This window comes from Citrobacter sp. Cpo015 (assembly GCF_030333035.1).
Classification (GTDB): Bacteria; Pseudomonadota; Gammaproteobacteria; order Enterobacterales; family Enterobacteriaceae; genus Citrobacter; species Citrobacter portucalensis.
Genome location: NZ_JAOWGS010000019.1, coordinates 627,694 through 646,292, shown reverse-complemented (window position 1 = coordinate 646,292; position 18,599 = coordinate 627,694). Strand labels below are relative to the sequence as shown.

At 50.3% G+C, this 18,599-nt stretch carries 21 protein-coding genes and 3 tRNA genes; 6 read left to right on the top strand and 18 right to left on the bottom strand.

Going from position 1 to position 18,599, the window contains the following annotated elements; translation table 11 throughout:
* Nucleotides 1–14 precede the first annotated feature (14 nt).
* From araG to OGY67_RS03200, 3 genes are all read right to left on the bottom strand, one after another.
* Nucleotides 15–1,529 carry an arabinose ABC transporter ATP-binding protein AraG gene (gene araG, locus OGY67_RS03210; RefSeq protein ID WP_003839135.1) on the bottom strand — a complete coding sequence of 505 codons (1,515 nt, stop codon included), beginning with the start codon at nt 1,527–1,529 and terminating at the stop codon, nt 15–17.
* Nucleotides 1,530–1,661: 132 nt separating this feature from the next.
* Nucleotides 1,662–2,651, bottom strand: a complete 990-nt coding sequence (locus OGY67_RS03205; protein WP_060683681.1) for an arabinose ABC transporter substrate-binding protein — start codon at nt 2,649–2,651, stop codon at nt 1,662–1,664.
* Between the two features lie 318 nt (nt 2,652–2,969).
* On the bottom strand, nt 2,970–3,527 hold the full coding sequence (locus tag OGY67_RS03200) for a DJ-1/PfpI family protein (protein ID WP_048235190.1): 558 nt from the start codon (nt 3,525–3,527) through the stop codon (nt 2,970–2,972).
* A gap of 555 nt (nt 3,528–4,082) precedes the next feature.
* Here OGY67_RS03200 and OGY67_RS03195 point away from each other — a divergent pair.
* Complete coding sequence (locus tag OGY67_RS03195) at nt 4,083–4,586, top strand: non-heme ferritin-like protein (RefSeq protein WP_003034597.1); 504 nt, start codon at nt 4,083–4,085, stop codon at nt 4,584–4,586.
* Between the two features lie 139 nt (nt 4,587–4,725).
* Here the strand turns inward: OGY67_RS03195 and OGY67_RS03190 are convergent, their stop codons facing one another.
* The gene (locus OGY67_RS03190) at nt 4,726–4,977 is read right to left on the bottom strand and encodes a DUF2766 family protein (protein WP_003034595.1); all 252 of its coding nucleotides are present in this window, start codon (nt 4,975–4,977) and stop codon (nt 4,726–4,728) included.
* A gap of 129 nt (nt 4,978–5,106) precedes the next feature.
* Here OGY67_RS03190 and OGY67_RS03185 point away from each other — a divergent pair, with 129 nt between their 5' ends.
* Entirely contained in the window at nt 5,107–6,528 is a 1,422-nt protein-coding gene (locus tag OGY67_RS03185; RefSeq protein ID WP_286573443.1) for an MFS transporter, read from the top strand.
* A 33-nt stretch (nt 6,529–6,561) separates the two neighbouring features.
* Here OGY67_RS03185 and OGY67_RS03180 read toward each other — a convergent pair whose 3' ends face one another.
* Nucleotides 6,562–7,200: an RpiB/LacA/LacB family sugar-phosphate isomerase gene (locus tag OGY67_RS03180; RefSeq protein ID WP_003034591.1), complete on the bottom strand. Its 639-nt coding sequence runs from the start codon at nt 7,198–7,200 to the stop codon at nt 6,562–6,564.
* 267 nt (nt 7,201–7,467) lie between these two features.
* Between OGY67_RS03180 and yecR the strand changes: the two genes are divergently transcribed.
* A complete protein-coding gene (yecR, locus tag OGY67_RS03175) occupies nt 7,468–7,803 on the top strand; it encodes a YecR family lipoprotein (RefSeq protein WP_008785081.1) in 336 nt (111 codons plus the stop codon).
* Nucleotides 7,804–7,997: 194 nt separating this feature from the next.
* Nucleotides 7,998–8,495 (top strand): non-heme ferritin, encoded by a 498-nt coding sequence (gene ftnA, locus OGY67_RS03170; RefSeq protein WP_003034588.1) that lies wholly within the window; start codon nt 7,998–8,000, stop codon nt 8,493–8,495.
* Nucleotides 8,496–8,540: 45 nt separating this feature from the next.
* On the opposite strand, the gene OGY67_RS03165 is transcribed toward ftnA, so the two are convergent.
* On the bottom strand, nt 8,541–8,780 hold the full coding sequence (locus tag OGY67_RS03165; RefSeq protein WP_167820046.1) for a YecH family metal-binding protein: 240 nt from the start codon (nt 8,778–8,780) through the stop codon (nt 8,541–8,543).
* 225 nt (nt 8,781–9,005) lie between these two features.
* Between OGY67_RS03165 and tyrP the strand changes: the two genes are divergently transcribed.
* The gene (gene tyrP / locus OGY67_RS03160) at nt 9,006–10,217 is read left to right on the top strand and encodes a tyrosine transporter TyrP (protein WP_003833907.1); all 1,212 of its coding nucleotides are present in this window, start codon (nt 9,006–9,008) and stop codon (nt 10,215–10,217) included.
* 26 nt (nt 10,218–10,243) lie between these two features.
* Here the strand turns inward: tyrP and OGY67_RS03155 are convergent, their stop codons facing one another.
* From OGY67_RS03155 to OGY67_RS03130, 6 genes are all read right to left on the bottom strand, one after another.
* Nucleotides 10,244–10,909, bottom strand: coding sequence for a YecA/YgfB family protein (locus tag OGY67_RS03155; RefSeq protein WP_003034581.1), 666 nt, complete (start codon nt 10,907–10,909; stop codon nt 10,244–10,246).
* A 209-nt stretch (nt 10,910–11,118) separates the two neighbouring features.
* On the bottom strand, nt 11,119–11,400 hold the full coding sequence (locus OGY67_RS03150; protein WP_003833910.1) for a heavy-metal-associated domain-containing protein: 282 nt from the start codon (nt 11,398–11,400) through the stop codon (nt 11,119–11,121).
* On the bottom strand, nt 11,397–11,753 hold the full coding sequence (locus tag OGY67_RS03145; RefSeq protein WP_167820047.1) for a mercuric transporter MerT family protein: 357 nt from the start codon (nt 11,751–11,753) through the stop codon (nt 11,397–11,399). Before OGY67_RS03145 ends, OGY67_RS03150 begins: the two co-directional genes overlap by 4 nt.
* Nucleotides 11,731–12,873 (bottom strand): transglutaminase-like domain-containing protein, encoded by a 1,143-nt coding sequence (locus tag OGY67_RS03140; RefSeq protein ID WP_167820048.1) that lies wholly within the window; start codon nt 12,871–12,873, stop codon nt 11,731–11,733. Before OGY67_RS03140 ends, OGY67_RS03145 begins: the two co-directional genes overlap by 23 nt.
* Before the next feature lie 208 nt (nt 12,874–13,081).
* Nucleotides 13,082–13,552, bottom strand: a complete 471-nt coding sequence (locus OGY67_RS03135; RefSeq protein ID WP_286573439.1) for an SRPBCC family protein — start codon at nt 13,550–13,552, stop codon at nt 13,082–13,084.
* A gap of 13 nt (nt 13,553–13,565) precedes the next feature.
* The gene (locus OGY67_RS03130) at nt 13,566–14,255 is read right to left on the bottom strand and encodes a LolA family protein (RefSeq protein WP_286573437.1); all 690 of its coding nucleotides are present in this window, start codon (nt 14,253–14,255) and stop codon (nt 13,566–13,568) included.
* A gap of 204 nt (nt 14,256–14,459) precedes the next feature.
* Between OGY67_RS03130 and OGY67_RS23690 the strand changes: the two genes are divergently transcribed.
* On the top strand, nt 14,460–14,804 hold the full coding sequence (locus OGY67_RS23690) for a hypothetical protein (RefSeq protein WP_048235186.1): 345 nt from the start codon (nt 14,460–14,462) through the stop codon (nt 14,802–14,804).
* 156 nt (nt 14,805–14,960) lie between these two features.
* On the opposite strand, the gene OGY67_RS03120 is transcribed toward OGY67_RS23690, so the two are convergent.
* From OGY67_RS03120 to uvrY, 6 genes are all read right to left on the bottom strand, one after another.
* A tRNA-Leu gene (locus OGY67_RS03120) sits at nt 14,961–15,047 on the bottom strand.
* A 12-nt stretch (nt 15,048–15,059) separates the two neighbouring features.
* A tRNA-Cys gene (locus OGY67_RS03115) sits at nt 15,060–15,133 on the bottom strand.
* Between the two features lie 51 nt (nt 15,134–15,184).
* Nucleotides 15,185–15,260, bottom strand: a tRNA-Gly gene (locus tag OGY67_RS03110).
* Between the two features lie 151 nt (nt 15,261–15,411).
* Nucleotides 15,412–15,960, bottom strand: coding sequence for a CDP-diacylglycerol--glycerol-3-phosphate 3-phosphatidyltransferase (pgsA, locus tag OGY67_RS03105; protein WP_003030490.1), 549 nt, complete (start codon nt 15,958–15,960; stop codon nt 15,412–15,414).
* Between the two features lie 55 nt (nt 15,961–16,015).
* Nucleotides 16,016–17,845: an excinuclease ABC subunit UvrC gene (gene uvrC / locus OGY67_RS03100; RefSeq protein ID WP_079934683.1), complete on the bottom strand. Its 1,830-nt coding sequence runs from the start codon at nt 17,843–17,845 to the stop codon at nt 16,016–16,018.
* Nucleotides 17,842–18,498, bottom strand: a complete 657-nt coding sequence (gene uvrY / locus OGY67_RS03095) for a UvrY/SirA/GacA family response regulator transcription factor (protein WP_167820052.1) — start codon at nt 18,496–18,498, stop codon at nt 17,842–17,844. Before uvrY ends, uvrC begins: the two co-directional genes overlap by 4 nt.
* Nucleotides 18,499–18,599: the final 101 nt, after the last annotated feature.

The window sequence follows — 18,599 nt, the reverse complement described above, 5'->3', positions numbered from 1 at the left end:
CATACTCTCCTTATTCAGGCTACAGCCTGGCTGACTTTAGGCATAGCAAGGCTCAACGCCTGGCGCTCATCCGCCTGTTCATGAAGTAACTCACCGGCAATTTCGCCTTCTCTCATCACCACTATACGGTCGGCGACACCGAGCACTTCTGGCAGGTCACTGGAAGCAAACAACACGGCCACACCGCGCGCTGCGAGGGCATAAATCACGTTGTAAATTTCATGTTTGGCGCCCACATCAATGCCGCGTGTAGGCTCATCCAACAAAATCACTTTCATCTCTTCCGATAACCAACGACCGAGAATAGCCTTCTGTTGATTACCGCCGGAGAGGTTCATGATCAGTTGCTCTGCACCCGGCGTTTTGATGTTGAGTGAACGAATATGGTGATCGGCATTGGTCTCTTCCCAGCCGTTGTTGATCACGCATCCCCCCAGAACATGCTTACGCCGTGCACTAATGTTGATGTTGTTGCGCACTGAATGGACCGGAATGATCCCTTCAGCTTTGCGATCCTCCGGGCACAGCATCATCCCCGCTTCAATGGCATGGCTTGGTTTACGGATATCGATAGGCTGTTCATCAATAAAAACCTGGCCCGCCGTGATACGCGTACCGCCGAACAGCCCTTTCATTAATTCGCTACGTCCGGCCCCCACCAGGCCAAACAGCCCGACAATTTCACCGCTTCGCACGGATAAGCTGATTGGCGTACGCACGCCTGGAGCTTTGACTTCATGCAGCCGCAGACGCTCTGTGCCATACGGTCTGGATTTCCAGCCATAGATATCCCCGAGGTCGCGCCCGACCATCGCCTGCACCAGCGCATCGTGATCGACCTGCTGCATGTCCGTGAACGTTTTGACGTAATGACCATCTTTAAACACGGTGATGGCATCGCTGAGAGCAAAAATCTCCTCCATACGGTGCGAAACGTACAGAATGATGCGTCCTTCGTTGCGCAGCTCACGGATGACGCGAAACAGATTCTCAATCTCGCGAGCCGACAGGGAGCTGGTTGGTTCATCAAAGGCGATAATTTTGGCGTTTCGCGCCAGCGCTTTTGCAATCTCCACCATCTGCCACTGGCCAATGGAGAGGTATTTCAGTGGGGTATCGGGATCGATATCCATCCCCAGATGCTTCAACTGGATTCCTGCTTCATAGTTCAGCAGCGAGCGGTTCACAATCCCGCCTTTGTGCGGTAACTGCCCTAAGTAAATATTCTCGGCAACGGTCATTTCCGGGACGAGATGCAGTTCCTGATAAATAATGGCGACACCGGCGTTGAGTGCGGCAGTGGTATCCGCGAACGAAACTTCCTGTCCGCGGATCGTCAGAGATCCCGTTGTTGGCGCATAGTTACCGCTGAGAATTTTTAAGAGTGTTGATTTCCCGGCGCCATTTTCGCCCATCAGCGCATGCACCTGTCCGGCATAGCAGTCGAAACTGATATCCGTCAGCGCCTTAACGCCCGGGAACGTTTTGCCAATGCCGCGAAATGAGAGATACGGGGTAGACTGTTGCATAACGTCTCCGTGAGTCAGGATTTTACCGGCCAGGAAAACCGCCGGACGTAGGCCCGGTAAGCACAGCGCCACCGGGCATTGCGCCGGAAGGCGGCTTCGCCTAATCCGGCCTACAACATCGCAGCACTTCTGTTACTTACCGCCTAAGCCTTTCTTCGCCAGCTCTTCTTTGAAGTTATCGCGGGTAATCAGCACCACATCTGTCACTTCAGTGAATGCCGGTGGCTCTGCACCTTTCGTTACCCAGTTGTAGAGCATTTCACTGGATTTGTAGCCGTGCACGTCCGGGCTTGGCAGCAGTGAACCGTAGAACCCGGTCGCTTCGCCTTTGGAAAGTTCGCTCACCGCGTCAACGCCGTTGATCCCGATACCAATCACGTTTGGTGCTTTGAAGCCCTGCCCCTCGGTCGCACGTACGCCACCCAGCACGGTGTTGTCGTTCATGCCGACAATCAGCCAGTTTTTGACTTCAGGATGCTGAACCAGCATGGAGTTGGCGGCGTCAAATGCGCCGGGGATGTCATTCGATTTTGTTGGGACCTGGTAAATCTGTTTTTCCGGGAAGCCTGCGGCTTTAAGCGCTTCCATTGAACCAGAAGTACGACGACGTGCGGTATCCAGTTCGTTGGCGGTAATGGCCATTACGGCGGTGGATTTCACATCCCAACCGCGTTTTTGCATCTCCTTGTACAGCTCCTGGCCCTGGCGCTCACCAATTTTGGTTGCCGCCATCATCACCAGTGGCACGGTATCCATTGGCTTACCTTTGGCGTTGGCAAACTGGTCGTCGACGGCAATGACTTTCATATCGTAGCCACGCGCCTTAGCCATAATGGCTGGCCCCAGTTTTGGGTCTGGCGTACAAATCACAAACCCTTTTGCTCCACTTGCAGCCAGGCTGTCGATGGCGTTAAGGGTTTTCTCACCATCCGGAACGGCAATTTTAATCACCTCAAAACCAAGGTCTTTACCGGCTTTATCGGCAAATTTCCATTCAGTCTGGAACCACGGTTCTTCCGGCTGTTTGACCAGGAAACCGAGCTTCATAGATTCAGCGATAGCGGATTGTGACATAACGGCAGCCAGACCGATGGCAGCCAGCGCTTTAGTGAATTTGTGCATGGTTAACTCCAGCTTTAACGTTCTTTTATGTAGGGTAAAATCAGACGATTTTTTGTAATTCGGACGTAAAACAAGGCATTACCTTTTATTGATAAGATCAATGCCAGTGCTGAGAGTATTTTTAGCGGGAAATTGATTCTCCATAAGAGAGCGGCATCACACCACAGAATTACAGTAATTGCGTACATAAATTCAGCGGGAAATGACATAAAAAAACGCGGTTTTGTCGACGGGAAAAAAGAGGGGTAGCAGATTAGTCCATAACATCAGCCAACGAATCCTTGTTCCCGAATACCGATGCATTCGGGAGCACAATGATTACCATCTGTAATAAATGTGGTCAGCGTGATCGCGAACCGGAATGTCATCTTCCAGCAGACGCGCTGAAAGCGTGAAAGCAAAATCGAAAATATGCCCTAACCCTTTGCCGCTAATAAGGTTGCCATCTTCAACAACCGGCGCATCAATATATTCTCCATCCGCGACGTTTTGCCACAGATCTCCCGAACACACGTAGCGACGCCCCTTCAGCAGGCCGTTGCCGCCCAGCACGCGCGCCGCCGCAGAACACACCGGGCAAATGAGTTTTCCCGCCTCGTCATGGCGAGCGATAAACTGGATGACAGCCTCACTGGCGGCAAGGTTAACGCTGCCCTGCGGCCCGCCGGGTAACACAACGGCATCATAAAGATCCGTCTGACGCGCAGCCAGCGTGCTGTCCGTCACCATCGGCACGTCATGGTAGCTCACCACCGCACGGGACTCGGCGCAGGCCAGTGTTTCAACTTCGATCTGCAGGCGGCGCAGAATATCAATGGTAACAATGGCTTCCGCCTCTTCAAAACCAGGTGCCAGTAGCACGGCAACCTTTTTCATACACACTCCTCGATTTTCCCAAATACACCAAACAATAAATGTCGAATCATTCAGGCGCTTAACTTTATTAATTTCCACAAAACTGATCTGGCGCAAAAAAAATTAGCCAGCAGATAGCGTTCACCGACGCGGGTCAATGGTGAAATTTCTTCATCCGAAGACCAGATAATCATCTGGCGACAGACAATACCTGATTGTGAAATTCAATTTCGTGATATGAAACATCATTTCATTATCAATATTTCACTTTAATGCTATAAATATCAATCTGTTATATTCACAGCATTTATATGCACAAGCGGAAAAATCACTAATATTGCTATGACAATATGTAAAAAATCATAAATACGCAGATTTAAGGATTTTCTTATGTCGGGACTGGAGTTATGCTGAATCTCGATCGGGAGCGAATATAATTCGTGATCACTAAAGGACCGGCGGAACGGATTTATTCTGCTAACAGTTTTAATTGTACGTAGAGGTGACGTGTAGCGGCAGCCCGTTGCACTGACGTTAGTAACGTACATCCCCCTTTCTGGAAATAAGGATATTGATATGGCTGCAGTTGGAATTGTTCATAAACTCAACACACAAATGAACCTCGAGTTCTACGCATCGAATCTTTACCTGCATCTCAGTGAATGGTGCTACGAACACAGCCTGACTGGCACCGCAACCTTTCTACGCACCCAGGCGCAAGGTAACGTGACTCAAATGATGCGTATGTTTAATTTTATGAAAAGTGCCGGGGCTAACCCTATCGTCAAGGCTATCGATGTTCCGGGTGATGAACTAACTTCCCTTGAAGAACTGTTTCAGAAAACGCTGGATGAATACCAACAGCGTTACAGCAAGCTATCACGCTTAACCAATGAAGCAGAAGCCTTGAATGATGCAACAACCATTGATTTTCTTCACGATCTGGAAAAAGAGCAGCAGCAGGATGGCGTGCTGTTACAGACGATTCTTGATGAAGTCCGCAGCGCTAAACGTGCGGGACTGTGCATGGCGCAAACCGATAAGCACCTGCTGAACGTCGTGAACTATCAACATCACTAATCTTCAATTTTCATCGTGTTAATGCCGGATAACGATGCGACGCACCTTATCCGGCCGGTGCTTAATTTTCTCTACGCTCACGCCTCTCATTCTGCGAGGCGCAAAAAAACCTTTCTAAAACCTGAAACAACGGTTTATTTTAGTGAGATTCATTCTGCGGCGTGAATTTCAACTCGATCAAGGCAACCGCTTTTTGTATTGCGCGCATAGTGACCGGATCGGCACCTGCAGGATGGCTGGAAAAGTCGATGCTTTTCAGCTGGCTGGACATTTTCTCCCGAACTTCAACTGGGGCAATAACATCAAGAACATCCAGAATCTGCTTGATAACCAGCTGACAGGCAACAACGTCCGAGAGCAGTTCCTGATCGGCATTCAGTGTTTGGGACATAGTGAGCTCCTTATAGAAAGGTCGTCATAGTACCCATTCAACGAACGAAACGATAGCCGCGCATGCCTTCCGAATGCGCTGAAAATAAAAATAGTTCCAGTCAGTTTCTTTTGAGATGGCAAGCACAACATGAGTGAACATTTAGCGGTTGAGAACAAACGCGGTCTATCCCCGGCTGCATTACTTGTTGCCGGGGCTTTCTTTATGGAGTTTATTGACGGCACGGTGATTGCCACCGCACTGCCCGACATGGCGAAAAGTTTTGGCGTGCAGGCAGTTGACCTGAACATAGGTATCAGCGCCTATCTGATCACCCTCGCGGTACTGATCCCCGCCAGCGGGTGGATTGCGGATCGCTTCGGCGCCCGAAAGGTGTTTACCCTTGCACTGGCGATATATACTCTCGCCTCGGTTTTATGCGGTTTGTCCGAAAGCCTTGAGAGCTTTGTCGCCATGCGAATCTTACAGGGCGTAGGTGGCGCGCTAATGGTTCCGGTTGGTCGACTCGCGGTATTACGAACCACGCCTAAACATCAGTTGATCACCGCTATTGCGACCCTGACCTGGCCCGCGTTAGTCGCGCCCATCATTGGCCCTCCCCTTGGCGGATTCATTACCAGCTATGCCAACTGGCGCTGGATCTTCTTCATTAATGTACCGCTCGGAATACTGGCGATTGCGCTGGCGCTACGTTTTATCCCGGATATTCATGACGACGAGCGCCGCCCATTTGATATAACAGGATTTATCGCAACCTCTGTTGCGATGGTGAGCCTGGTGTATGCCATGGAGTTACTGGGAACCCAACAGCCTCAGGGCTGGCTGACCGCCGGACTTTTGGCGCTAGGAACATTGACCTTTCTGTTTGCCCTGCATCATTTTCGTCGCACCGCCTGGCCAATGATTCGCCTTGATGCCATGAACGTCCCTACTTTTCGCGTCACCATGTATGGCGGATCGCTGTTTCGTGCCTCTATCAGCGCCGTGCCGTTTCTGCTGCCGTTAATGTTTCAGGTAGGTTTTGGCATGAACGCTTTTCACGCGGGTTCGCTGGTGCTGGCGGTATTTGTCGGCAATCTGACGATTAAACCTGCCACCACACCGTTGATACGCTGGCTGGGCTTTAAGAAACTGCTGTTGATTAACGGTGCGCTTAACGTTCTGGCGTTGCTGGCCTGTGCATTAATTACGCCGCAGACCCCCGTGTGGGTTAGTTTGCTGGTGTTGTATCTGGGCGGAGTGTTCCGCTCAATTCAGTTTACCGGCGTCAGCACGCTTGCCTTCGCGGACGTCCCCGCTGCACAAATGAGCTACGCTAATACGCTGTTCAGTACGGCGACACAATTAGCAGTGGGATTGGGCATTTCTTTAGCCGCTATTGGCATCCGCATTGGTGATGTGGTCAGCGAAAGGCTGGCATTGGGCAATATTCCGGGGATCAGTTTCCGGCTGGCCTTTGTCGCTATTGCCATTATTTGTCTGGTAGGTATGGTGGATACGCTGCGGCTCACCCGTGATGCAGGAAGCGCAGTATCGAACAGGAACAGGTAGCCCGGAGGGTGAACACCGCCGGGCCAACAGGATTTAGCCAATCACCTCGCGTACAAACGCTTCGATTGCTTTGTCCTGGCAGTTTTCAAAGAAGCACTGCTGGAAGCGCGGGCCTGATACAGCGGTTTTCACCAGTTCAGGATCGATCGCGCGCAGCGTGTCCAGATAATTTTCTTTTACCACAGCCGCTTTCACCTGATTCAGAATACCGGCGTTACGCACCTGCGGCTCTTTACGCTCCGGTGGGTAGCCTTCACCGTTACGCCCGGTGAACGCTTTTTCAAACATATAGCGCACATTCAGCTCAGCACCCCAGCCAAAACCTTTGGCGAATGCCAGAGAAAGCGCGTTGCCGTTGTTGATCTGAGAGAACAAGAACGCATCTGCAGGATCAAGGCAATAGCCACACACCACACCCGGATGGATATTCAGTGACATCATTGCCCCCTGGCCCGTACCGCAACCTGTAACAACAAAGTCTACAGCTTTGGAATTAAGCAGGATGCTGGCCATAATGCCTAAATGGATGTAGGTCAGATGATGATCATTTTCGTCGCTCATCCCAACGTTATAGACCGGAAAACCTTTCTCATCCGCAACGGCCTTAAGCTCGTTATGGATGATGGCGTTTTTGCTTGCCTGGCTGTTTTCCATCATCAATGCAATTTTCATTCTGTACTCTCCTGAATGCGCTGCGGTAGCCCGCTGAAAGTCATAACATTCAGCCACATTACTATTTTGCAATCGCACTTTCAAATTTAATGAAATTTAGTTTTAAAAAACAAAGTTGCGCTCACATTCCTGTCTGAACAGTTCAGAATTACCTCAAACAAATGACCTCGTTGTGATTAATCGCAGGTGATCTTCGGGCTATTCAAGCCATTGATGAGGGTCTCTGTATGCCATGATAGTGTATCTTCGAACTTTCAGAGCGATCTCATGAAGACTTTTATCCTGGCGCTTTTGCCGCTCATGCTGACAGGATGCACAATTACAAAACAGGCACAGGTCAGCGAAGCCAGCGCCATCACTGGTGTGGTTCGCCTGACTTATAATCAGGCCATGTTACAAACAGCACGTACCGATGACTACGTTACCCAAGGGACAGCCACCAAAGAGTGTCAGCGCCTGGGCTATGCCAGCGCAGAAGCGTTTGGTCAGCCGGTGTCAACCTGTAGCGTGTATGCAGGCTCTCTGTGCTTAAATACCAAAATTACACTCGCCTGGCAGTGTCATGGTGTCGCGGTGCCCCAATCGCCTTCTTTCAATTATTAATATTTCCGACCAGCTCATTTTTGCTGGTCTTTTACCACTTTATTATTTATATCCTCCGTTTAATATCGTTAATGCGTTTTATTCCCATTCGCATTTTTAATAAATAAATTTATTATTTTACCTTTTGCAAATAATTAAATAACAAATTATAGTGGCGCCACGTCAATATATAATAACGTTTGTGGAGCAGAACCATGCTGAAAACAGAAATGATCGACCAACTGAATGAGCAAATGAATCTTGAATTATATTCATCTCTGCTCTACCAACAGATGAGCGCGTGGTGCAGCTATCACAGCTTCGAAGGTGCTGCCGCGTTTTTGCGCCGTCACGCCCAGGAAGAGATGACGCACATGCAGCGTCTGTTCGACTACCTGACCGATACCGGCAGCTTGCCGCGTATTAATACCGTTTCTTCACCCTTTGCTGAATATGCTTCTCTGGATGAACTGTTCCGTGTTACTTACGAACACGAGCAGCTAATCACCCAGAAAATTAATGAGCTGGCACACGCGGCAATGACCCACCAGGATTATCCAACCTTTAATTTCCTGCAATGGTATGTTGCCGAGCAGCATGAAGAAGAGAAATTATTTAAATCTGTTATTGATAAGCTGTCGCTGGCAGGAAAAAGCGGCGAAGGTCTTTATTTCATCGATAAAGAACTGGCTACGCTTGATACACAGAATTAATATTTTAGGGTAATGAAGGCAACCCGCCATCATTACCCCTTGAAATCAGTGACGGCAGATCTTGCTTTCGTGCGTAGAGAAGCCGTCTTCTTTTGCAATAAACTTTCCCTTCGCCGCTAAAAACGCCACCAACTCGCCTGCCGTCATATCCGCCGCAGAACAAGTGTGAAAACGCGCCTGCTCGCCGAAACGTGCCGTAATCGCCGCTTCAAGGCTGGCATTTGAATACTGCTTACCAGATTCAATCATCATGTTAAGCACTTCGTGACCGTGAATAGATTCCATATTACCTCCTTAATAAAGTCCGTAGCCTAATGTGAACCGCACATCGTCGCTTTGCGCTAACGCAGGTTTATCAGCAGATAAATGTCATTTGTTATACATCTTAATGGTCAAAACATCGTAAACATTAATGTACAGTCATTGTAACGGTGATTTGACGAAAATAGCGTTTTGCCTTAATCTGCGCCGCAGATATAACCATTGATTATCTCTGGGACAGAGGAAAGCGTGAAAAACAGAACCCTGGGTAGTATTTTTATCGTGGCGGGAACCACGATTGGTGCCGGTATGTTGGCAATGCCGCTGGCTGCGGCAGGCGTGGGGTTTAGCGTCACGCTGGTATTGTTAGTCAGTCTTTGGGCGTTGATGTGCTACACCGCGCTGTTGCTGCTTGAAGTGTATCAACATGTCCCGGCAGACACAGGGCTGGGTACGCTGGCAAAACGTTATCTTGGTCGTTACGGACAATGGGTAACGGGCTTTAGCATGATGTTTTTAATGTATGCTCTGACGGCGGCGTACATCAGTGGTGCAGGTGAACTGCTGGCCTCCAGCATCAGCGACTGGACCGGAACAAATATTTCCCCGACAACAGGCGTACTGCTGTTCACCTTTGTTGCCGGTGGCGTGGTTTGTGTTGGGACCTCGCTGGTCGATCTGTTCAACCGTCTGCTATTCAGTGCCAAGATAATCTTCCTGGTGGCGATGCTGGCTCTGTTAATGCCGCATATTCATAAAGTGAACCTGCTTACGCTGCCGCTGCAACAGGGGTTGGCGCTCTCCGCAATCCCGGTCATCTTCACCTCGTTCGGTTTTCACGGCAGTGTTCCCAGTATCGTCAGCTATATGAACGGTAACATCCGTAAACTGCGTTGGGTGTTTATTACGGGTAGCGCTATTCCTCTGGTCGCCTATATCTTCTGGCAACTGGCGACGCTTGGTAGCATTAACTCGACAACGTTCATGGGGCTATTAGCCAACCACGCAGGCTTAAACGGCTTATTGCAGGCATTGCGTGAAGTCGTGGCTTCGCCGCACGTCGAACTGGCGGTGCATCTGTTCGCCGACCTCGCGCTGGCAACCTCTTTCCTCGGCGTTGCATTGGGATTATTTGACTACCTGGCCGACCTCTTCCAGCGCCGCAATACCGTAGCGGGAAGAATGCAAACCGGCGCGGTGACATTCCTGCCGCCGCTGGCATTCGCGCTGTTCTATCCGCGTGGTTTTGTCATGGCATTAGGGTATGCGGGCGTTGCCCTGGCGGTGCTGGCGCTGCTCATTCCCTCGATGCTGGCCTGGCAGAGCAGAAAACATAATCCGCAGGCCAACTACCGCGTAGCAGGCGGTGCTCCGGCGCTGGCGCTGGTATTTTTGTGCGGCATTGTGGTGATAGCAGTACAGTTTTCTATTGCAGCAGGATTACTACCAGAAGTGGGTTAAAACAAAGGGGCTTTCGCCCCTTTCTGTTAATGCAAACAGCACTGCTTATATTTCTTTCCGCTGCCACATGGGCAAGGGTCATTGCGCCCTACTTTGGCATCCACTTTCACCGGTACTTTGACCGGCGTTTCCTGAGGATGCGCCATCCAGTAAGCATGCAGGTCCAGCGCTGCCAGGCGGATGGCATCGACGCTCTCTTCAAACGCTTCCGGCGTTAGTTTCTCAACCACCGCAAAGTTCTCTTCCGTGCCGTGCAGCGCAATAGCTTCAAGTGCTGGTTTTAACGTGTCCGGTAACGCGGACCAGTCTGACAGTGCGACGCCGCGCATATAACCAAAGCACCACTCTTCAACGATGGTCAGTTCATGCTCGTCAATTTCACGCAAACCAAATAACGGCTCAAACTGCTCAGGATATTCATCCAGACGATCGGCCGTATCCGCCATATGTTGAAACGCCAGGTTCATGAAACGCGTCATTTCTTTTTCGGAGGACCAGCGAGGGACATACTGCGCGCCGCCCCAAATTGCGACCAGCCACTGCTCTGGTTCAATTTCATACGGTGAACTCAGCACCGCTGTCAGCAAACCATCCAGTTCTGACACATCCAGAATAGCCTTGTCTGTATTGTACTTAGTCAGTACATCATCCAGCCATTCCAGTTCGCTCTCGTTTAATGGTCCCGTTTTCATAACGCTTTTCCTTAGTCAAAAAATCTTGCCTGTGATCATCCTACATGGCTGGAGGGATAACAGATACAAATGGGCATATGCGGCATACAGCTGCCGCCTGTTCAGGTTAACAGGAAACGAGGGGAATTCCGGAAGTTAACGCACAAAAGAGAACACTAAGCCGCCGGGCATCATACCGGGAAAACACAATAAAACCACCCGTAGGTGGTTTACTGTTGTTCAATACGATTGAGCGTTGCGGTATAGCCCGTTTTCGCTACCGCGTTAAGTAACGTATCGGTTGGGAAACCTTCTGGCACAATCGCTTCTGCTTGTCGGGTTTTTAGGGAGGATTTTGCTTTAATCACACCGTCGGTTTCACGTAGCGCCTGATTGACCGAAATAACGCACAGCGAGCAGGTCATATTTTGTATATCCAGCACCACTTTTTGATTGGCCGCCTGAGCCCACAGCGGCAGCAACAAGCATGCAACTAATGTGAAGATTTTCATTCAAATACCTCATAAAACCAGGCAACGAGCGTTGGATAAAATAGCACCGGCAAAATCAACGCCAGCGCGCACCAGTAGAGAACGCGCGCTTGCTTCAACGTTAACCATCCGGAGCACCACAGCCGCATGGAAAAATAGAGCCGCCAGAAGACGCGCAGTAATAAGCCCAATGACACCAGCATCAGGGGAATTCGCAAAAACTCAAACTGGGTGAAAACAGCAAAGCTCGCCGCCGAAATACCAAACAACAGATAGAGCAGCGGTCCAACGCAGCATAAGCCCGCGGTGACGGCAGCCGCAGCGGCCGTCAACAGGGTGAGTCCCGCCCCTTTAGCGTTGTTCTGTGGCGACATAGCTGTACGAGAACGCTTTAGGATCATAGAAATTGATCGGGTCACCATCGACTTCAGCGTAAGGATAGCCAAAGTTGTTCATGGCTCCCTGCTCCGTTGCTGGATACAGCTCGAAATCACGCCCGTAGTTAAATCCAACCCAGTTCATTTCCCAGTTACCAAACAGGTAAGTGTTTACCGCCTGGACATCGGCGTCCTGATGCGATTTTTTCTCTGCCAGACGCATTTTGGTCACATCAGCAGGATCGCACGGTAACCAGCCGTAACCGGCCAGATAGAATTCGGCGCGGCAATGTTGTCCGCCGCTCACATCGGCGACGCCTGCACTGTCTGCTTTGCCAAAAGCGCTTTTCGAGTAACGTTCGAGTTTATTGGCTTTGCCCAGACGGATGCCAAACAGTTCGCGTGCCGGAATACCGCTGGCCCGTGCCAGAGCAACAAAAACGGAGCTCATGTCGGTGCATTTTCCTTTGAGCTTACCGCTTTTTAAGATCTCCGCCACATCCCCCGTGCCGCAGCCGATAACGTCGTTATCGCGCTCCATATGGCTACTCACCCACTCGTAAATCAGGCGTGCTTTTTTCAGCGGATCCTGCTCATTACCGGTAATTTTACGTGCGGTTTCCAGAACCAGCCCATCAACTGGGGTATGTGTCGTCGGCAGCAGGTACGGTTTTACATCCAGCGGATAAATAATCTGCTCCGGCGCTTGCCAGGTTTTCAGCGCGTCCTGCTTCAGCGGCTCCCAGTCGGCGGTTTCAATGTCGATATCAACGTTAATCAACAGTTCGCCCTGCGAGTCAGGCCAGGTGGCGAACAGCGTTTTCGCGCCATAAGTATTATTAGTGGTAACGTACGCATGCTTGTAGTTTCCGCTAAAGGCAAGCGCCGTCATTTGTTGAAACGCGGTATCTACCGGAAGCGGGATCCACAGTTTTACCACGCCGCTCGATCCCTTAGGAGGGTTAAGTTTATACGTCTGGGATAACACAAAGCGCCGACGCGCGACTGGTGCAACGGATGGCTCAGCGGCGTGAACCGTCTGGCTAATAACCGCAGGACCGACTAAACCGGCGGCGGAAAGGAGAACGCTATTTTTGAGAAATTGTCGACGTTGCATTGCTGTCTGTCCATGTTGTAAGAGTTGGGCTACGGCTAAAAAGGCAAAAACCGTATGCGATCATCACAGCAGACAGACGCTGACATAAAAAGGTGAGCCGATGGAGGTTATTCATCAATAACAGACCTGTTAACTGTGAATGAAATAAGAAACTGCGCGACAGATAGTAAGCCATAGGCAGGCAAAAAGTACAGCCGTGAGAGCGAGTTCAGAATATATAAACATTCGTTGCCAGCTTACGGGCTAACCCTCTGGCCCCTTCGCGCATAACCATATCGTGATTCCAGCGAAAAACAGGTGCCGCCAGTGGGGCAAGATAATTCATCCAGCGGATCGTGGTACGCACATTCCAGTCATATCTGACGATAGTCTCTGTGCCATTGGCAGAAAAAGACCACACGCCTCGCCCTTCAACCGCCCCGCTGGCTTGCCCCTCAAGCAGCGAGCAGGGCAGAATATTCAACACGTTGATGTCAAAGGTTAAGCGATAAGGAAGCGCTCCTTTCCAGGTATAACGATGTAGCGCCCCAATGCCCTGTATATCACCTTTTTTAATCTCAACAATGCGTTCCAGACTTTCCCACCATTCCGGCCACTGATCGGGATGAGAAAAAACATCCCATACTTCCTGAATTGAAGCCTCAACCCGCCAGACGGTGGAAAACTGATAGTTAGCCATAATACAGACTCCCTCAAGGCGAGAAGAAATTGGCGGGAAAATGGATGTTAATGACCATAGCATCCAGAAGCACGGTTTCTAATCGCTGCCCATTTGGCGCATAGCTGATCACTTTGGCAGGGAGTCCATGATAATTATCCAGCCAGACGTCATAACGATGTACTCCATCAACCGCCATTGTTCCTGGCCCAACCACAGATACGTGCATTGTCGCCCGTCCTGCAAGGTTTTCCTTACCAACTGTGGTCGTTGTCCCTTCGCGTTGCAGATGACGAATATTGCCCAACAACACGCCGATATCAGAGCGATCCACCCGATGACCGCGCTCATCCTGGATCAATGAATTAGTAGGCGACAGGAGCAAAATGGGCAATGTACCCACACCAAATGGCCATAACGTCACTTTACCGCTGACGGGATTAAAGATAAGCGCCGCACCTGAATGCGGTTGGGTAAAATCCATCCGCACATACCCAGGCTTTTGAAAGCTATAGCGAATAATTTTGCTTTCATCGGATGGCGACGAGGAGCGCATCATAACCTGATAAGACGTCAGGTTATTAAATGACTGTTGAGAAAATGCGATGGGATCCGTAGCCCTGGCATTCTGCGAAAAGATATCCTCTTTTTCCACCGAATATGCTGCACCACTAAGGGTAAGCAATGCTGCAAACATAACTATCGGAAAAGATGAAATGTTCATAGCAGCCCCCTGAATCAGCACTGTCTGCCAACAGAAGTAATCATCTGTTGGCTGTTTTTATTATAGTTCTTAACTGCGCGGCACTACTCTTCCGGACTTTTAAACACAGTATGGATAGCAGGTTTAAATTATTGGTTTTCTTTTCAGTTAAGATGACAACATAAAGCTATACTTTAATAGCCATGCTTTTTATAGGTATTAATCATGAAACTGCCATCGGTATTTTCATGCGCCGTTCTCATATTACTGCTGCTGGCGTCATCGTCTGCCACAGCCAGCGCGTTACAAAACCAGGCTGTTAGAGAGCAAGAGTTGAGCGAGGCACTTCGAGCTGGTAATGGCGTGATCATCATTGGCGGGACGGATGATTTCGCTTTCACGTTCAGGGCACGAAACCGAATCCACAGACAGCTGGCGATACAGGATGGCTTTGGCGATCCCATCCTGATGAATGGTTTCCAGGACCACAACTATAATCCCGCCCGCGATGGGTTTATCAACAACCCTGCCCGAGGGGGCTTTATGTTTAACGCGCCGATTCGGCGATAGATTGATTAGCAATAGTGAGTATATAGAGGGCAGTTTACGTTTCTGGCAGGTTGCTTGACGCAAGGTATCTATGCTTGTAAAAAAAAAGCACAAAAAAACCACCCGTAGGTGGTTTCACGACACTGCTTATTGCTTTGATTATTCTGTTCTTTCCCATGGTACCCGGAGTGGGACTTGAACCCACACAGCGCGAACGCCGAGGGATTTTAAATCCCTTGTGTCTACCGATTCCACCATCCGGGCTCGGGAAAAAATTGGAGGCGCGTTCCGGAGTCGAACCGGACTAGACGGATTTGCAATCCGCTACATAACCGCTTTGCTAACGCGCCGAAATCTTCTGGCTTTACAGCCGACATCCGCTATTGCCGATGTCTTAAATTTGGAGCGGGAAACGAGACTCGAACTCGCGACCCCGACCTTGGCAAGGTCGTGCTCTACCAACTGAGCTATTCCCGCATCACCAAGTAACTTTGTTAATCACTTGATTTTGTTATCGTCTGGCAATCAGTGCCGCCGTTCGATGCGTTGCATTCTACTTACCTGACGCAATGAGTCAACGATATTTTTCACCACTGACGATCGTTTGCTGAAATTTGCGTCGAAACGATCACTGATCAAGCAAATCTCCACGTGCAGCGCTCAAATACTGGAACATTGACCACAAAGTCAGTATCGCGGCGACGAAGAAAAGTGCGATCCCAGCATACTCTACCCAGATATTTGGACGCCACAGCAGCCAGGCCAGTGCAGCCATTTGCGAAGTGGTTTTCACTTTACCGATCCAGGATACGGCTACGCTGCTGCGTTTACCCAGTTCGGCCATCCATTCACGCAGTGCAGAGATGATAATTTCACGCGCAATCATTGTTGCGGCAGGAAGCGTCACCCACCAGCTGTGGTAATGCTCTGTCACCAGGACCATCGCGATTGCCACCAGCACTTTATCAGCGACCGGATCGAGGAAGGCGCCAAAACGCGTGCTTTGGTTCCAGCGGCGCGCCAGAAAACCGTCAAACCAGTCAGTGACCGCTGCGATACAGAAGATCAGCGCACAAACAAAGGGAGCCCAGGTGAATGGCAGGTAAAAAGCCAATACAAAGAATGGGATCAGGATGACGCGAAACAGCGTGAGCAACGTAGGGATATTAAATTGCATATGACGGATAACTATCTGTTGTCAGTGAAATTACCCCTATGTTGCTACAGAGGGCCTAATGTTTCAACGAGTAGAAGATCTTTTCTGCCAGAGCTTGCGAAATACCCGGCACTTTTGCAATTTCTTCGATACTTGCGTTACGAAGGCCTTGCAAACCTCCCATATATTTCAACAACATCTGGCGACGCTTTGGCCCGACACCTTCGATGGTCTCAAGCGTGCTGGTGCTTTTCACTTTCGCCCGCTTTTTACGATGCCCGCTAATCGCATGATCGTGAGATTCATCGCGGATATGCTGGATAACGTGCAATGCAGGCGAATCCGGCGGCAGGCTAAAGCCCTCACCTTCCGGCTCAAAGAACAGCGTTTCCAGGCCTGCTTTACGATCGGCCCCTTTTGCCACCCCCAGCAAGAGTGGGTGCTGTTTGTCCCAGGGAACATCCAGCTCAGCAAAAACGGCTTTCGCCTGCCCTAACTGACCTTTACCGCCGTCGATCAATATGACGTCCGGAATCTTACTTTCTTCAATCGCCTTACCATAACGCCGACGCAAAACCTGATTCATCGCCGCATAATCATCACCCGGCGTAATGCCGGTAATGTTGTAGCGGCGATACTCTGCGCGCAGCGGGCCATTGGCATCAAAGACCACGCAGGAGGCTACCGTCTGCTCACCCATCGTATGGCTGATGTCGAAGCATTCCATACGCTTCACCGCAGGTAACTTCAATACCGATGCCAGCGCCGTCAGACGTTGCGTAATCGTCGACTGCTGAGAAAGTTTTGTGGTGAGCGCCACTGCCGCGTTGGTCCGCGCCAGCTTGAGATAACGTGCGCGATCTCCTCGCGGTTTCGTCTGCACGTTAATCTTCCTGCCGGCCAGTTCAGACAGAGAGTCTGCCAGCAGGGTTTTATCGCTAAGATTAAAATCGAGCAGGATCTCCCCGGGTAAGGTACGCATCTGGCTCCCCTGCAGATAAAACTGCCCGACAAAGGTTTCGACGACCTCGCCGAGTTCCGTGCCACCGGGTACTTTCGGGAAATAGCTGCGGCTGCCCAGCACTTTACCCTGGCGAATAAACAGAACATGCACACAGGCCATACCTGCGTCAAACGCCACGCCAATGACGTCCAGATCGTCTCCGGTATTAGAGACAAACTGTTTTTCTGTCACGCGACGTACGGCCTGAATTTGGTCACGAATGCGCGCAGCCTCTTCAAATTCGAGATTTTGGCTGGCCTTTTCCATGCGGGCGATCAGCTGCGTTAATACCTGATCGTCTTTTCCGGACAGGAACAGACGAACATACTCGACCTGCTGCGCATACTCTTCCTCACTCACCAGACCCGCGACACACGGACCAAGACAGCGGCCAATCTGATATTGCAGACAAGGCCGAGAACGGTTGCGATAAACGCTGTTTTCGCACTGGCGGATAGGGAATATTTTCTGCAACAGCGCCAGCGTTTCACGCACCGCATAACCGTTCGGGAACGGTCCAAAGTACTCGCCTTTGGCATGCTTTGCCCCGCGATGCATCGCCAGACGCGGGTGCGTATCACCGCTAAGGAATATAAAAGGGTAGGATTTATCATCGCGCAGCAATACGTTATAGCGCGGCTGATACAGTTTGATGTAGTTGTGCTCAAGCAATAACGCTTCGGTTTCAGTGTGCGTTACCGTGACATCAATCTGCTGGATTTGCGCGACCAGCGCTTCGGTCTTGCGTGACGCAAGATTACTACGGAAGTAGCTGGAAAGCCTTTTTTTCAGGTCTTTCGCTTTCCCGACATAGATAACCGTCCCGGCGGTATCATACATACGATAGACGCCGGGCTGACTGGTCACGGTTTTCAGGAACGCTTTGGCATCAAACTCGGTCACTGGCTTGTTAATGTCTCCGCATTACACAGGCCATGGCGAATTGCCAGGTGAGTCAGCTCTACATCGCCGTGAATGTTTAATTTACTGAACATTCGATAGCGATAGCTGTTCACCGTTTTAGGACTAAGATTCAGTTGCTCTGAGATCTCATTGACCTTCTGACCTTTGGTGATCATCAGCATAATCTGCAACTCGCGTTCAGACAAACTGGCAAACGGGGTTTCCGTTTTCTCAGGCTCAATCTGGCTGAGCGCCATTTGCTGAGCGATATCGGAGGCAATATAACGCTGCCCGGAAAAAACCGAACGAATGGCACTCACTACTTCCTGGGGGGCGGCGCCTTTGCTGAGATACCCTGCGGCCCCTGCCTGCATAACTTTTGCAGGTAATGGGTTTTCGGTGTGTACCGTCAGCATGATCACTTTAATGTCTGCCGCGGAACGCGCAATTTTGCGGGTTGCTTCCAGACCGCCAATACCGGGCATATTCATATCCATCAGCACAACGTCAACGGAATTTGAGCGGCACCATTTTACCGCATCTTCACCGCAGCACGCTTCGCCGACAACTTTTATGCCTTTTATATCTTCCAGAATGCGTCGTATCCCTGCGCGCACCAGTTCGTGGTCATCAACAAGAAAAACGTTGATCAAAGGAATATCTCCAGAATAGGGATAACGCTACCGATAGTTAATCGGCCCTATGTTAACGGGTTTTATCTCAACTTTGAAATGTAAAAAACGCCCGACTTTCG